14 protein-coding genes are annotated in these 15,316 nt (G+C 43.2%); all 14 read right to left on the reverse strand.

Translation table 11 applies throughout. The annotated features are described in order from the left end of the window. Positions 1-76: 76 nt before the first annotated feature. Positions 77-544 carry a type II secretion system protein gene (locus OCV19_RS14405; protein WP_065676164.1) on the reverse strand — a complete coding sequence of 156 codons (468 nt, stop codon included), beginning with the start codon at positions 542-544 and terminating at the stop codon, positions 77-79. Between the two features lie 35 nt (positions 545-579). Then, complete coding sequence (locus OCV19_RS14410; RefSeq protein ID WP_065676165.1) at positions 580-1,155, reverse strand: prepilin-type N-terminal cleavage/methylation domain-containing protein; 576 nt, start codon at positions 1,153-1,155, stop codon at positions 580-582. Between the two features lie 79 nt (positions 1,156-1,234). After that, entirely contained in the window at positions 1,235-1,690 is a 456-nt protein-coding gene (locus tag OCV19_RS14415) for an MSHA biogenesis protein MshF (RefSeq protein ID WP_065676166.1), read from the reverse strand. A gap of 3 nt (positions 1,691-1,693) precedes the next feature. Then, positions 1,694-2,917, reverse strand: coding sequence for a type II secretion system F family protein (locus OCV19_RS14420; protein ID WP_048657953.1), 1,224 nt, complete (start codon positions 2,915-2,917; stop codon positions 1,694-1,696). Positions 2,918-2,929: 12 nt separating this feature from the next. Further along, positions 2,930-4,654 (reverse strand): GspE/PulE family protein, encoded by a 1,725-nt coding sequence (locus OCV19_RS14425; protein WP_065676167.1) that lies wholly within the window; start codon positions 4,652-4,654, stop codon positions 2,930-2,932. Beyond that, positions 4,644-5,795 carry a tetratricopeptide repeat protein gene (locus OCV19_RS14430; protein WP_065676168.1) on the reverse strand — a complete coding sequence of 384 codons (1,152 nt, stop codon included), beginning with the start codon at positions 5,793-5,795 and terminating at the stop codon, positions 4,644-4,646. Before OCV19_RS14430 ends, OCV19_RS14425 begins: the two co-directional genes overlap by 11 nt. Before the next feature lie 2 nt (positions 5,796-5,797). After that, positions 5,798-6,637: an ExeA family protein gene (locus OCV19_RS14435; RefSeq protein ID WP_065676169.1), complete on the reverse strand. Its 840-nt coding sequence runs from the start codon at positions 6,635-6,637 to the stop codon at positions 5,798-5,800. Positions 6,638-6,690: 53 nt separating this feature from the next. Beyond that, entirely contained in the window at positions 6,691-8,328 is a 1,638-nt protein-coding gene (mshL, locus tag OCV19_RS14440) for a pilus (MSHA type) biogenesis protein MshL (protein ID WP_065676170.1), read from the reverse strand. Between the two features lie 15 nt (positions 8,329-8,343). Next, on the reverse strand, positions 8,344-8,676 hold the full coding sequence (locus OCV19_RS14445; protein ID WP_065676171.1) for an MSHA biogenesis protein MshK: 333 nt from the start codon (positions 8,674-8,676) through the stop codon (positions 8,344-8,346). Continuing rightward, positions 8,669-9,316, reverse strand: coding sequence for a type 4a pilus biogenesis protein PilO (gene pilO / locus OCV19_RS14450; protein ID WP_048614821.1), 648 nt, complete (start codon positions 9,314-9,316; stop codon positions 8,669-8,671). Before pilO ends, OCV19_RS14445 begins: the two co-directional genes overlap by 8 nt. Then, entirely contained in the window at positions 9,316-10,758 is a 1,443-nt protein-coding gene (locus tag OCV19_RS14455; RefSeq protein ID WP_065676172.1) for an MSHA biogenesis protein MshI, read from the reverse strand. Before OCV19_RS14455 ends, pilO begins: the two co-directional genes overlap by 1 nt. Positions 10,759-10,760: 2 nt before the next feature. After that, the gene (gene csrD / locus OCV19_RS14460) at positions 10,761-12,776 is read right to left on the reverse strand and encodes an RNase E specificity factor CsrD (protein WP_065676173.1); all 2,016 of its coding nucleotides are present in this window, start codon (positions 12,774-12,776) and stop codon (positions 10,761-10,763) included. Positions 12,777-13,170: 394 nt separating this feature from the next. Then, entirely contained in the window at positions 13,171-13,560 is a 390-nt protein-coding gene (locus tag OCV19_RS14465) for a hypothetical protein (RefSeq protein ID WP_065676174.1), read from the reverse strand. Further along, positions 13,553-15,178, reverse strand: coding sequence for a DUF4041 domain-containing protein (locus OCV19_RS14470; protein ID WP_065676175.1), 1,626 nt, complete (start codon positions 15,176-15,178; stop codon positions 13,553-13,555). Before OCV19_RS14470 ends, OCV19_RS14465 begins: the two co-directional genes overlap by 8 nt. Positions 15,179-15,316: the final 138 nt, after the last annotated feature.

Here is a 15,316-nt window from a genome sequence, read left to right on the forward strand (position 1 = left end):
GAATAGTTTTAATATTTATGTGCTTTGGATAGAAAAAAGGCCAGCAGGTGCTGGCCTTAAAATTAAGTACTTAAGCTTATGGAGTAGTACAAACAGCAGTACTCACAACTGCATTCGCTGTTGCTTCAGCAACAGAGGTCGCCTCTTCGTATACAACACAACTATCAACGTAACCAACAATACCAAACAGCGCGTCGTCATTACTGGATTGACCAAGATATTCAAAATCTTCATCTTCGCCAACACCTTGAACAATAGCACCAATTGCAGCTGACGTTCCTGCTGGGTAACCAAAAACTGTAGCTACTGTAGTGTTATCGATAATAATAGAAGATGCACCGCTTGTCTCCGTACCATTAATTGCAGATTTACCATAAACAATACCAGCAGCACCTTGCATAGCACCGGCTAGACCTTCAAGCGTTGCATTTTTTGCATCATCTTGAAGGTTTAAGAAACGTGGTGCCGCAGTTACAGCAAGAATACCTAGAATAACAATTACAACCACTAGTTCGATTAGGGTGAAACCGCCTTGTCTTTTCATAGTTTAGCTCTCTCTATGTTTAATTTTACGCAGACTTACTGCAAAGTTACGGTCACACGACCAGTTTTAATTTCGTAAACAAATTCATGCTCTGTACTACCTTCCAATTGAACGTAAGTACACGTTGCATCGCCAGAATTCGCTTGCGCTGAATATTTGTAATTTGAGTCACTAGCAACAACTGAAACCTCACCCACTTTAGGTGGATTTTGCAGCAAGTTTTCCATCAGTTCAGAACATGTTTTATCTGAAATATCTTGTGGCGCTGTGCTCGAATTGTTGTTCAGAGTCCACGGATAGCCGTCTCTAAAATCAGTATCGACGTTGCTACTGTTCTTAGATCTTGTTAACCAAAAATCAACACCATCATAATTTACGGTATTGTATGTTTCAACACCTATCTTCTCTGATGGCCTAGCTTCTGCTTCCCACTGTGCTCTCGCCGACAAAACTGCGGTCGCAAAACCACCAGCAACGCCTTCAATGCTTGATTTCTTGGCTTCATCTGTCACATCTAAGAAGCGAGGTAGGGCAGCAACCGCCAATAAACCAACGACTACGATCACAATGACTAATTCGACAAGGGAGAAACCCTTTTGATTCTTAAGCATTTTCTACCTACTAATCTAATTATTAACACGCATTATACATTCGCGTTCGTATAAAACCATAAAAAAACTGTCAATATTTTCACAAAGCCAAAATATTGGCTTTCACACTAAAATTTTCTCTTTCGAGCAATATATCCAGCTGATATTTATCAGTATAATGATAACTACAATGAAAGTGTATGTTATTACTTTTATCTTCAACACTTGGAGAGCTTAGCCCTAAAATGCTCCCTTGAGGATATAATTGATCTAGCCAATAGTTACAGTCTCGCTCCGTACCTTGGATAGGTGTTACCCATCCAGTTCTACTGTAGATCTTTGGGGGTGCTGAGCCTTCTTCTTGCCCTGCACCCGATAACAAATACTGCTGTTTGAACAAATTGGCTTGCTCTAAAATCCGCTTACTCGCGACGATAAATGCCGTATTAGTCGCCTCTTCTTCTACTGTTTTAAATGCCGAAAGCACACTGACAATAAGAAAAAGAATAACCACAGTCCAAATAACAAAACGTGAGCGTTGTAGGTTATTTAGCATTCCCTAGCCTTTGATTGCATCCAACATTCCCCACATCGGCAAGAATATACCTAGTGCTAAAATCAGCACCATGCCCGCAACGATGGTTAACAAAATGGGTTCAATTCTGGCGGTTAAGGTTTTCAGATCGTAATCGACTTCGCGGTCATAAAAATCAGCCACTTCAAGTAAGAGCTCATCAATACGGCCCGTCTCTTCACCGACGGAGATCATTTGTATCACGAGCGGTGTGAAGATTTCGCTGTTAATCGCGGTCGATGAAACCGTACTACCGGCTTCAATGGCCGACTTCATCGCTTGAACTCGCAACTCTAGAAAACGGTTATCTAAGGCTTCCGCCGATAACGCTAGCGACTGGTTCAGTGGAACACCCGCTTTAAGCATCAAAGCAAAAGTACGTGAGAAGCGTGACAGCAGTGCTCGATTCACTACCCCACCAATGACTGGCATTTTTAAGCGTAACCGATCCCACTTTTCTAGCCCTTTGTCTGTCTTAACCCAGGCTTTAAAAGCAAAGATCAGACCAAAGATCACGCCAAGCATTAAGCCCCAGTAATTCACAAAGAACTCAGACATACCAATCAAGATACGAGTTGGCAGCGGCAAGTCGACACCAAAGCGCGCAAACATGCTTGAGAACTGTGGAATAACCTTGATGTTAAGAATGAACATTGCGATCAAGATAAAACTGATCACGAATGTTGGGTAACGCATCGCAGTCTTAATTCGTTTGCGAGTCTCAACTTCCTGTTCGTAGTATCCAGCCAATTGCAGCAACGCCTGATCTAGACGACCTGTGTTTTCACCAACACCAATCATCGAGACGAACAACGGACTGAATACTTTTGGGTGCATCTGCATTGATGCCGCTAGCCCACGACCATTAGTTAACTCAGCAACCACTTCTTCTAAGGCGGCTTTCAACTGCTTATTTTCACAGTTTTGAGTTAGGCCTTTCATCGATCTTAATAGTGGTACACCCGCTTTGGTCAGGCTGTATAACTGTCGACAAAACAGAACCAACACCTCTAACGGTACACTCGGAGAGAACAGACTCGATACATCCATATCTAAGACTGAACCACCACTTTTACCCAGTTTGATCGAGGTTGGAATGATCCCTTTACTCATCAAGCTTTCAGCAGCAAGATCTTCGTTATTCGCGTCTAATTGCCCACTTACTTGGCTACCATCAGAGCTGCGACCTACATAACGATACGTTGGCATATCATTCTACCCCTACAGATAAATTGGGTCAGTGGCACCGGACGCATCACCTTCGCCAAGATGCATTATCTCATCAAGACTCACGACACCTTGCAGGGCCAGTTCCATCGCAGAAGCTAACAGCGGCTTGTAGTTTTCAGACTGTCTCGCAGTTTGAGCAAAACCTACCGCATCATTCGCTCTTAGTGCATCCATCATGTTTTGCTCTAGCTCCAACATTTCAAAGACACCAATACGCCCACGATAACCCGTTAGGTTACAGTTCTGACAGCCACGCCCTTTCATAAATGGCACGCCCACCTGATTTGGGAAGCGAACGCTCAACCATTGCTTGCGAGGTTCATCTAGCTCATCTTCAACCTTACAATCGTTACACACTTTACGAACCAATCGCTGTGCAACTACTGCTCGAACCGCGCTCGCGACCAAGTAACCTGGAGCACCCATATCCATCATACGCAACGCACTGTCTACCGCATCATTGGTATGCAGCGTACTTAATACTAAGTGACCGGTCAGTGCAGCTCTCAAACCAATCTCAACGGTTTCATGGTCACGCATCTCACCAATAAGAATGATATCGGGATCCTGACGTAGAAAGGTTCTCAAGATAGTCGAGAAATCGAGGTTGATCTTAGGGTTTACCTGAACTTGATTCACACGAGGAAGGCGGTATTCCACCGGATCTTCCGCAGTAATGATCTTTTTACCCGGTTCGTTTAGCTCACTTAACGCGCCGTATAAGGTTGTGGTTTTACCAGAACCGGTTGGGCCGGTAACCAAAATCATGCCATGTGGGCGGCGCAGTTGTTGACGCAGACGAACTAAAAGGTCACTCGGTATGCCCGACTCTTCTAGTTTACGTAGGCCTGCTGATTGGTTAAGAAGACGCATAACCACTGATTCACCGTGCTGTACTGGCATGGTCGACATACGAATATCAACCGACTGACCTTTAGCTCGGATATTAAAGCGACCATCTTGAGGAAGACGTTTCTCTGAAATATCGAGGTTTGCCATCAGCTTCAAGCGCAGTACAAGTGCAGAAGCAATATTCACTTCATTCAACAAAGTTTCATGCAGCACGCCATCAATACGCTGACGAAGACGTAGTACGTTTGAATCTGGCTCGATATGGATATCCGAAGCACCAACTTGAATGGCATCTTCAAATAGCGAGTTGATCAGCTTAACGACGGTAACTTCATCACTGTCTTCTTCAGCGATATCGAAATCAAAGGCATCATTAACTTGGTGTTCAGCGTGAAGCTGCTCTGCAAATGAGGCAATCTCTTTGGTTCTTCGATAATAGCGATCGAAGCCATCAACCAATTGCCTCTCTTGAGCAACAACGAATTCGAGTGCGTAATCGCCTAATTGGCCAAGTAAAGATTCCTGTGCAAACAGATCGGCTGGATCACTCATAGCAACACGCAAAGTATCGCCTTGGCGTCCGATAACCAATGCACGAAGGCGACGAGCATGTACTTCGGGTAAAAGCTGTACCGCTTCAACATCGACAACAGCGCGACTTAAATCAATAAGAGGAATCGCTAACTGCTGCGACAAAAAGCTCAGCATTTGTTGTTCTGACAAGAAGCCAAGCTCAATGAGAGCGTCACCCAGCTTACGCCCGGTACTTTTCTGAGCGGCCAGTGCTTGCTCAACTTGAGCCTCGGTAATAATGCCCTCTTCAACGAGCAAATCACCAAGCCTTTTTCTTAATCTAATTTGCATCGCTACTCTCCTCTAAAGCATTGATTATTTTTAATCGATCTCGCACAAAGCTTTGCGATTGAGATGAGATGCCGACTCTGACTAGTGCGCCTTGGTAAGATTGTTTTGCCGCTGTAAAATCAAGCTGTCGCTCTTGTTGGATAGCCAAACCTAGCCACCAACGAGCGTTATCCGAATCAACTTCGACCAGTTTTTGATAACTCTCTAATGCAATTTCTTCTTGCTGAGATTTTTGGCTCAGCGCGGCACGCATCGCTAAATAGTCCTGAGTTGGATTAGGCGGTAAATGTATCAATGGACTCAAAGCCGCTTCTGATTGGTCCGCTTTAACCAACAGTTTTGATAAGCCTAAGCGTAGCTTTTCGCTGTTGTTATTGAGCTTGATACCAGACTGATAAAGTTCGTAGGCTTTACGCGTATCACCCTTACCAAAATAGAGAATCGCAAGTTTCTGACGGACATCTTCATTTCTTGGGGCATAGCGAAGCGCTTCGTTATAACCTTTCAACGCACCAGCAAGGTCGTTCGCATCAAGAGCCTTCTGAGCTCGACCTTGGGCATTAACAGAGAGTTGTTCAGACGTTAACTCCACCTGCTCAATCATTATTCCACTATTTTCTGAATCACCAGACGCTTTGGAATCATTAGGGAGTGGCTTAGAATCTTTTTTAGCCACACTAGCAACATAGATTGGTTTTGCGACTTCAGCTTTAGGCACGTTTTGAGATTTAGAGGTTGCTTGAGGCTTTGTCACTACCTGAGTCGATGCAACAACTGAATCGGACTTAGCAGACTGAGTTTGAGTGCTTTTAACAATCGTCGTGTTGTCAGCAGAAAGGTTCGCAGAATCTAGCGTCACTAGCTTCTTAGTTGGTGACGATACAAGTGGAGTCACTACCGTTTTCGGCTCACCTTCAGTGCTATCAACAGCAGAAACTTGAACGTCCCGAGTTGATATTGAACTATCAACAGCAGGACCTTGTGAGATCGCCCAGCCACCCATAGCTAAGCTCAAAGTAAAGCCTGCAACTACCCAAACCAATGGGGAACGCGTTTTCACTTTCGGCACGACAGCGGCTTCAATTGAAGTCGCTGATTTTTTCTTTGCCAATTCAGACAAGGCGTTATTAATGACGCTCATAATTAATTCCAACCCCACAGTATTGGCGTTTTAAATTTAGGCTTACACACATCGTAAGTTTCGTGCATGGCGGAGAACAGGTGCTGATTGTCGATACTTTTCTTATCTTCACTAAACGAGAGCAAAAGAGCCTTATGACACAACTGGTTTATCAATCTTGGAATACCCAATGAAGAACGGCAAATCGCCTTTTTTTGATTCAAATTGAACAGTTCAGGATTGCCACCAGACTTAGTAATTCGATTATCAATGTAAGCTACCGTCTCATCGAGCGTCAGCGGCCTCAGTGTCGAACTGAATGTAATTCTTTGACGAAATTGTCTTAGGTGGTACGCCTCTAATCGAGCGTCCAATTCAGGCTGCCCGAGTAACACTATTTGAAGCAGTTTCTTATCTTCTGTTTCAAGGTTGCCGAACAGCCTTAAGGTTTCAAGAGCCTCATCGGATAGAGCTTGCGCCTCATCCAGTATAGCGACCACTCTCAAACCGGAGTTGTGTAAATCAATCAACTTATGCTGAATGTTATCGACTAAAGTGGCTTCATTATCGATGGTCAAATCAAGTTCTTTAGCGACAGCGTGACGTAAATCAGCGCCAGACAACACAGGATTTGGCAAATAGATTAATGCCGTACAATCCTTTAAATGATTAACCAGCATCCGACAAACCATGGTTTTTCCCGTGCCGACTTCACCGGTCACCTTAATCACGCCCTCGCCCATTTCCAACGCCGAGATTACCGTCTGAATCGCTTCGAAATGAGGCGCTAAACCATAAAAGAAATCGGTATTCGGCGTTAAGGTAAATGGCAGTTGTTCAAAACCAAAGTGAGCTTGATACATACGACGACCTAGCTTAGTGAGACACTGCCACTCTATATTGAGAAAGTAAGCAATTACTCTTCATCAGGGAACCACTGTTGAAGAAGATCACGTGAACGCTCCAACTCATTTTGCCAAGTATTCACACCCACGATCGTTGGCTTAAGCAAGATCACGAGCTCAGTTTTTTGCGTTAGCTGATTGGTATTACGGAACAAATGGCCTAAGGCTGGAATATCACCGAGGAATGGAACTTTAGAGGTCACATCACTGGTGTTGGATTTCATTAATCCGCCAATCACAACCACATCGCCATCTCGTGCTCGAATCACTGAGTCAGATTCACGAATAGAGCTTTTCGCCAAAGGAAGTTGCACCAAGCCCGTTGTTGAACCTAGGTTGAGCTCTTTTACTTCTTCCTCTACTTCAATAACGGCTGGGTGAACATGTAAGAACACGCTACCTTTGTCATCTATCTGAGGGGTCACGTCTAAAGAAATACCAGAGAAGAACGGAGTTAGTTCAACCTCAGGCGCCACATTCGCGTTGTCACCACTGCCTACCGAACTTGATAAATCTGTTACGTAGTACTCATCGGTACCCACTTTGATAACCGCTTTCTGGTTGTTTGCCGCGGTGACTCGTGGGCTTGATAGAACGTTCAGATCACCTTGAGTATCCATAAAGCTCAATACCGCTTCGAAACTGCCATCTGAGATCGTTACGTTGGTTTGTCCGCCTAACAAAGAGCTGATCGCATCTAATGGAGGTAATGTACTTGCAGGACGGTCGATAACCACACCACCACTACCAATCGACTTAGATAAATTAGACCAGCTAATACCTTGCTGGTAACCATCACTCAAGGTTACTTCCATGATTTTTGCTTCTAGGATCACTTGACGCTGTAGGCGTTGTTGAGAAATACCTAAGAACTCACGAACCTCACGAATTTCGTCAGGGTAAGCACGCACTGTAATCACACTCGCTTGCGGGGTCACGACAACACTTTGCCCATCACCCGAACCAATTAAGTGAGCAACCGCTGCTTCAAGCTGTGGCCAAAAATCACTTTCAGAGGTCGTTTCAATCTCTGTACCACCGTTCGATGTCGAGTTTGATGAATTAGAAGAGTTAGATGAATTTGACGAATTTGAGTTCGAGTTTGAAGAGCTCGACGAGCTGTTATCCGAATTAGAGATCGTACCCGTTGTTATCGTCGTTAATGAGCGGCCAGAACGCTTAACTTGTAGGTAATCGACAGGGATCGTTACAGTGCGAAGACCTGCTGGGTAAACCTGAATCACCTTGCCACGCTTTTCGATATCGTAGCCATACATGTCTTGAGCAACAGCCAGCACTTCATCCAACGTCACGTCGGTTAGGTTAAGCGTAAGGTTTCCAGATACGCTTGGATGAATTGCGGCGCTGTATTCTGTGCCTTTCACTAAGCTAGCAAAGAAGGTTCTCGCTTCAACACCTTTAGCCTGAATACGAAAACGCTTAACCGTTTCCATTCCTGGTGATGCAGAGTCCGAATCGAGTTGAGGCATAAGATCATCTTGTACTGATGAAGGGAGCTCATGAAGCGCTCTGCTATTAGCTTCATTGATTGATTCATTCAAAGACTCTTTTATCTCAACGGGATCGCGATGTCCCATCGAACAGCCGACTAAAGATGACACTAGGATTGCTACTACAAGTTTATGCATGTCTTCACTCTAACCTTAATTATTCTTAACATCTAAAGAGAACATCTCTAACTTCCACTGCTTAGAGCTTCTCTGCAGAGTGACGTATTCTGGATCTATGTTCTTAACTCGGTATCCTCTGATCGTTTCCCCTTGTCCGAGAATCTGACCATTCATAATCGCATAGCAAGGCGTATCTCCCTTGCACACGATGCTTTCTAAAGAAGGCAAGCGATAACGAGTTGGTGCTTTCTTAGCAGGCGCCGTTTTCTGTTGAGGTGAAAGCCAGCCTAATGGCGCCGTGGGATCTTGCTCAGCCCACACAAAAGAGCTACTAAATAGCAAGGCCAACAATAGAGTTCTAACCACCGATAAACTCCTGTCTAGTACCTAATGTATAAACCTCGAACACCAGTCGAGCTTTGGGATATTCTTCTACTGAGTATTCAAATGTGCGCCAGTAATAACTCACAGGTAGAGACTCAAGTGCTTGAAGGTATGCTGAGATATCAAAGTAACTGCCGGTTAGCTCCATTCTTACGGGATGAAGAAAGTAGCCTGAATATTCGCTGGTCTCTTTATTGTTCGAAATCGCTTCTGGTTTTAATGATTCTAGCGATTCAAGCTTTAGCCCATTACCGGCGTTAAGAACGCTCTCCAATAACTGCGACATTTGAGAAGGTGTGATTAATCCATCGACAATCTGCGAAAGTTGAAGTGAGAGATCTTGGCTCTCCACCAGCAATTTTTTGTACTCTCGATTAATGTCTTTGTCTGGGTCTTTATTTAACTTAGCTTGCAGAACAAGTAGCTCACCCTGCTGCCTTTGGTTCGATTGGGTCAGGCTGGTCGCCTTGGCATTTTTAGCTTGTAGGTCGAGATACGCTGGCTCAACCAATAAGGTGAACAACAACATCGATAGGCCAACAAAACCACACACGAAAAGTAGCCATTTTTCTCTTTGACTTAATGCAAGAAACTTATCGCTCAGCTGGTTCCACTGCTGCATTATTTACTCTCCCGACGAGTACTTAGCTCGAACGTCACCACATCCTGATCATTACGACCAATTTTTAGTTTTTCAAAAGTGCGTCCAACTAAATTAAGCTCACTTTTGAACTGACCAATCCAGTTCGGAACGACATTGGCGTTACGAGCCAGGCCACTAAGATCTAAAGTATCGCGGGTCATGTAGATGTGCGAAAGAGAGATGTCATTTCGGCCTAATTTAGCTAAGGAATTCATGACGCCAGAATACCCGACTTGTTGGGATTCGTCGTATTGTCCAACAGCCTTCAAAGCCACTTTTTTAGCCTCAGTCTCACGTTTGAGACGCGCAACAGCTGCGACTTTCTCTGGGGACGGTTTATGCTGAGTTAACTTACTATTCAATTGGTTAACTTGCTTGTTAAGTTGATTCGAGTCTTGTTGCAGGGCTGTTAGTTCTTTATCTAGATTAGAAACTTGATACTGCATTGCGAAGTAACCACCAAGCAGCAAAACACAAACTACTCCCCAGCTCGCAACAACATTGGTCAGCGTAAAATATTCTTTTTTAGGTTTAAGGTGTTCAGGGTAAAGATTGACCTTAAACGTCTCTTTTTCAGTTGCGAGTTTAACCAGTAAACTCTCTGAATTATCACGCTCACCTTCAACCAACAATGAAACTGTCGAGCTCAATGTACTGTTTAAGGCACTTTGTAACTCTGCTTCATCTTCTTCGTCACAACAGATTTTCAGCTGGTGAAGCTGGGTGCCTTTAATTTGCGAAGAAAGGTAATCAATCGAGCGTTGAAGCTCTAAAGCGAGACCATCCAACTGTAGAGCACTTGACGCTACACCCGTTAACGGTGGGACAACACTGCGGATTGTTCTTTGAAAACAAACGGTATTTTCAACAAACGCACCCAACTTAAAGTGTGAATTAGTGCTGCGCTGTAAAAGAATGAAATTAGACAGTTCGCCAGCGCTGTAACCCCAGATTTCATCTTCGGGAGCAACACCTATTAATTCAACCTGAGCCGAATTAGTGATATTCAGAAGCTTGTCCAACAGCTTTTTAGGCAGGACATATACTTGCAGCTTATTCGACGTCGGTAACGCGACCGCACTCGCGGTGATTTCCGTGACTCTTTCTGAAACAAGGTCTTTGAGTAAAAAAGGCAGTGCTACCGACCATTCACTCTCTGGAATGTCCGGTTTATCAATTTGGTAGGTTTGGTAGTAGTTCGCACAGACAATCAGCTGGAGGCTATTGCTGGTAAACGCCTCACTGCTAAGCGATTTTTTTAGCGCACTCTCCCAGTCCCCATTAACCACGGGAATGTTGGTTACTTGAGGCTCTTGCTCTGTCGATGAAATATAAATGGCATCGTTGCCTAACATGACAACTTGCGAGCTACCTTTATTATTCGTTGGCTTTATCTTGTCTAAAATCGCTTTAAAATTCATTCTTAACTACTACTCTTACGCCATCGATTTCTTCGTCCAACTTTGACAACAGATTCCGCTTTCGCGGCCTTTTCTGCTTGATTAGGCAAAGGGATAATTTGTTGTTCTTCGTCGAAATATCTTCCTTGATAGCCGTTAATGCCTAACTCTATCAAGGTATTCTTTTCTTGTTTTGACTCGACTCCAACGGCAATAACTTGAGTTGGAGAATCACCGCACGCCCCAATTAAGCTGCGAACAAACAGTTGGTTTTCATGCCTTTGATCGATTTTCTTTATTAGGCTTCGATGAAGCTTAATATAATTAACCTTCAAATCCTTTATATAGTGGGTGCTAACAATGGTTCGTCCAGCTTGGCCTACCACAACTTTACACCCTAAACCTCGCAACATCTTTGCTACCGGTCTCATATAATCAAGATGAGCAATCAAGTGCCCTTCTGGAAACTCAAAAGAAAGCTGAGAGCGGTGCTGAGCAGAAAGCTGTAACAACTCACTCCTAAACCACTTAAAGTGCTGTTTATTAGCAAACGGGGTAACATTCAGATTCACCGAATAGTTGATAGGTTGAGTTGATTCTTTCAGCGATTTCAACACAACCTTTAGAACCGATTGGTCCATTTGAGCTTGATAACCCACTTGCTCTACCGCAGGCATAAATCGAGACGATTTCAATATACCTTTATCAGGGTCCTGAATCCTAGCAAATATTTCTCTATGTAATTCATTAACTTGACCAGACTCCGGCATAAGATAGCACCGCTGAGCAAAGATTACTAAATTTTCAGGAAGCAGCGCTTTATCAAGTAATGTTCTCCAACGAACACTGCCTCTATCAAGCTCATTTTTGTTCTGTTTAGGGTAGCGGCTCCAGTTATTAATACGCTCTAACTGAGCACTCTTTAATGCCGTTTCCGTTTCATCCATGATCTGGCTGTGACGCTCACCTTCGGTATACATGGTCACACCGATATGACACCAGTTATCCGATTCCAAAGGCTCTGGCGGGGTTAGCTTATCTAACTGCCTTAAACACTGAGCAGCCAAGGTCGCAATATCTTTTGCGCCTTGATGAGGGATAAATACAGCAAAATCCGCTTCGTAATAGCGAGAAAAAATGACATCGGGATAGCGCTGAACGATATTCGACAGTACTTCACCGACTTCAATAATAAAGCCGTCAGTGGTTTGCTTGTCGTTAGCATCATTAACTTGCTCCCATTCGTCGATACGTATCAGTAACACACCGCCTCTTGCGCCACTTTCATGCAGTGCCGATTCCAGCTTATTATCGAATAAAACTCGGTTTGCCGTTCCTGTAAGTTTATCTAGGAAAGTATGGGTACGAATAAAGGTATCAAAGCGACTTCGTTCTTGACGAGCATCTTGCAGCTCTTCGATCAAGACATCTAAGGCTTCGCTTGCGGTATAAGGCCACTCTCGCTCATCTCCCTTTGCATGAGCTTCAACCTGACCGGCCAAGATCATTCTTCCTCGCTCTTCCAAAATCTCAGAACCCATGAGTTGCTCTTTCAACCAACGAACACCACGAGCAAGACAGAACAGAACCAATGCGACAGCCAAAGTAATTGACCACATCGCTTCCATTGAGTAGTTGTAGCCAATATAAGGAGGAAGCGCTTTAAATTCGATTCGGTAGCCTTCATTACGCTCTAAAATGAAGCTTTTCTCATAAAGACGATTGGGATCAATTTGTGGGGAGGTATCTTTGAAACGATAAACGATGCCGGTCTTGTTCGAGAGTTTCATCTCAACAATATTGCTCGCCTGTAACATCTTAGGCATCCAACGCTGCATTGAATACGCGGCATCAGGGTCTTCCATCTCTTTATCTACAACGTCGACAATGCCAACCAAATAATGGTCTAAATATTCCTGTCCAATACGCTTAAAGGAAAGTGTGCCACCAATAAAAAGAATGAACATCGCGCTGATCACTATCACGGTGACAAATGCGACCAATCGAGTGCTCAGTTTTAGTGTCGGGGTATATCTCATGAATAACGAAATCCTTTTCAACTCACATTATACCGTATTGCTACTTATACTATAAATTGACGTTGTAAATAAAGCGTTAAGAATTGTAGGTAACAAAAAGCCGCGATGAACGCGGCTTTTTCCAATTTAATACTATCTTTATAATATATTAAAAACAGGGCTTAAAATGGAAACCGCGACAAAAAAACCAACCACAATGAGTGAGTGGGTGAGTAAAAACTCAAGAGACCCATTAAATAGAGCTTTCACCGAGCACCCAAACAGAACATCAAAAACATAAATCAAGCAAAATCCAAATAAGACTTGAAATACCATGTTTTATCAAATCATCTATCCAGTAAATCAAGTTTTTACAAACATAGCCTTGGAGTTGGCTGGTATAAGCCAAAGTTCATCACGGTTTAATTCCAGTTACAATCTGTTTGAACATTAGTGCAGAAGATAGATGCGCTGCTGGGCTTTCTGAGAACGCCTCACCATACTCATTTAAATCACTTCGGAACTCTTTTTCTTCTTTCTCTAGTCTTCTAATGATCCTATCTACCGAGTTTAAGACACTTTCGATAAACATTAATGTACATTTCTCAGCATTCACACAGCAAATATCCGCATCAATATCGTGATAATCCAAAACTATAGCTGACAGGTCAATGGAAAACTCTCCATCACTGTATTCGCACATTACTCGCGATACTTCTGCGTTAGGAAAGCAGCGCTCAGTAGCTCTTGTTACAACTGAGGATACTCGTTGAATGCGCTTTAGATCATTTATTATACTAGCCATTAACCACTTCCCTTTCCTCTAAAAACTTGGACTCTTCATACTGCGCAGCAACAACATCCCGAACCAAGTTAAAGTCACCTTCAACAAACTCATTTAAAGCCTCTTCAACTTCTTCAAAAGTCAGGTTAAAGAACTCTCTTCGGTGATTGACTTTGTTGACTCTTCGAGAGGCAAACTTAGAATGAAGTTTGTTTTCCAAGGCTGGGGCATCATCTGATGGTATAAGAGCATGGACATCAAAAAAGAACGGAACAGATGCATCTCCCAATTCCTTCACACGATCCATAGGCTCTAAACGTCGTGTCATTCCAATCTTGTACACATTTTCACCAAACGATCCCTTATTTGAGATAACATAAACATATCCTGACCTTGTGAGCTGAGCCATACTTAGCGCCCGCTCTTTCTCAGAAGTCGCACGTTCTAGCTTAAGCTTCAGCTCTTCGATATGAGAGTTGAGCTTTTCTACTTCTTCTTGGTTCGCTGTTTGAACTCTGGCTAGAGCATCACTCAAATCTTTTTGAAAAGCTTTTTCTTCCTTTTCACGAGCAGTGACAAAGCTTTCTATCTCTTTTTTAACTTTGGCTTCTTCACGCAGAGACTCTTTCATGAATCGTTGTTCTTCCAGCTCCATCTCCTTTTTATACTTATATTCAAAGGCATGGCGCTGCTCTTCCAGACGCAAAAATAGTAGAGTTCTATTAAGCTCTACGTAGCTATCATCACCACTCTTATTGACCTTTTGAAACCACTTATCTATTTTTTTTGCATTAGCGGTGAAGTTACGTGCGTTAGTATTAGCTATAATGTTGTCTACTTCTGCATTAAAGGCAGTTATCAGAAATTTACCATGTCTCTTTTGCCTTGCCTTTCCTTTGGCAAGATTGTCATTCCAAAGAATATCTTGAAGAATGTCATATGCGTTACCCTGTTTTATCAGTTCCTTCTGTTTATTTTTTACTTGTTGCAAAGATACCTTAATTTCATCGCTAGTAGGCCCATCAAGAAGGTGTTCAAATGGCGTCACTGTAGAGAGGAGATCCTGATGTTCTTTCGTTAACTCCAAGCCACGCAACTCTTCTCGGAGCTTCTCAATACTGCTAGAAAGTACCTTTTCGCGGGTTTCTCCTGTTTCAATTTTTTTCTCAACATCCGCTAGTGCTCTATCTGCACGAGCCGTTGCTTTCTCAACGATAGCTTGGGCGTCAGCTTCCGCATTACTAAGAACTTTTTCACGTTCAGCTTTCGCTTCAGTCAGAATTAGGTCTTTTTGTCTATGTGCATTCTCAATTTCTTCAGTTAATTCTGACTTTGCTAGTCCTATAGAGTTCTCATTCTCTTGTAATACGAGTGCACACTGTTTTTCTATATCAGCAAGGTGCTCTTTGGCAGCCTCTCGGTCTTTCTCGCACTGAACTCTAACGTCATGACAAGTGGCTCTAAGTACGAGCAACTCCTCTTCGAGCTTCATTAAATCTGTAGCCTTCATATATTCAGGGGAGGCTAAAATTTTTTGAATACTCGACAACTCTTCTTTCGCTTCACTTAACTGCTTTTCAAGCTCAGTAACGTTAGCTTGAGCATCCATCAAGAGGGACTTTTTGACTAATCCAAACATTGCTTTCCAACCTGAAAATATAAATCATTGATTGCGTTGATAAAAAACCTATTCCCCAAGACACTAAATAGCGTAGTAATAAAATTCAACAAACCATAAAGTGTTAGCCTTGTACGGTGAGTCGCGATCTCTACGTTA

The organism is Vibrio celticus (assembly GCF_024347335.1).
GTDB lineage: Bacteria > Pseudomonadota > Gammaproteobacteria > Enterobacterales > Vibrionaceae > Vibrio > Vibrio celticus.

Excerpts from the sequence above, each read along its gene's own strand:
- mshL (WP_065676170.1), bottom strand. The coding sequence starts at position 8,328 with ATGCATAAACTTGTAGTAGCAATCCTAGTGTCATCTTTAGTCGGCTGT.
- OCV19_RS14430 (WP_065676168.1), bottom strand. The coding sequence starts at position 5,795 with ATGAGCGTCATTAATAACGCCTTGTCTGAATTGGCAAAGAAAAAATCA.
- OCV19_RS14415 (WP_065676166.1), bottom strand. The coding sequence starts at position 1,690 with ATGCTAAATAACCTACAACGCTCACGTTTTGTTATTTGGACTGTGGTT.
- OCV19_RS14425 (WP_065676167.1), bottom strand. The coding sequence starts at position 4,654 with ATGCAAATTAGATTAAGAAAAAGGCTTGGTGATTTGCTCGTTGAAGAG.
- OCV19_RS14435 (WP_065676169.1), bottom strand. The coding sequence starts at position 6,637 with ATGTATCAAGCTCACTTTGGTTTTGAACAACTGCCATTTACCTTAACG.
- csrD (WP_065676173.1), bottom strand. The coding sequence starts at position 12,776 with ATGAGATATACCCCGACACTAAAACTGAGCACTCGATTGGTCGCATTT.
- OCV19_RS14455 (WP_065676172.1), bottom strand. The coding sequence starts at position 10,758 with ATGAATTTTAAAGCGATTTTAGACAAGATAAAGCCAACGAATAATAAA.
- OCV19_RS14420 (WP_048657953.1), bottom strand. The coding sequence starts at position 2,917 with ATGCCAACGTATCGTTATGTAGGTCGCAGCTCTGATGGTAGCCAAGTA.
- pilO (WP_048614821.1), bottom strand. The coding sequence starts at position 9,316 with ATGCAGCAGTGGAACCAGCTGAGCGATAAGTTTCTTGCATTAAGTCAA.
- OCV19_RS14410 (WP_065676165.1), bottom strand. The coding sequence starts at position 1,155 with ATGCTTAAGAATCAAAAGGGTTTCTCCCTTGTCGAATTAGTCATTGTG.
- OCV19_RS14405 (WP_065676164.1), bottom strand. The coding sequence starts at position 544 with ATGAAAAGACAAGGCGGTTTCACCCTAATCGAACTAGTGGTTGTAATT.
- OCV19_RS14465 (WP_065676174.1), bottom strand. The coding sequence starts at position 13,560 with ATGGCTAGTATAATAAATGATCTAAAGCGCATTCAACGAGTATCCTCA.
- OCV19_RS14470 (WP_065676175.1), bottom strand. The coding sequence starts at position 15,178 with ATGTTTGGATTAGTCAAAAAGTCCCTCTTGATGGATGCTCAAGCTAAC.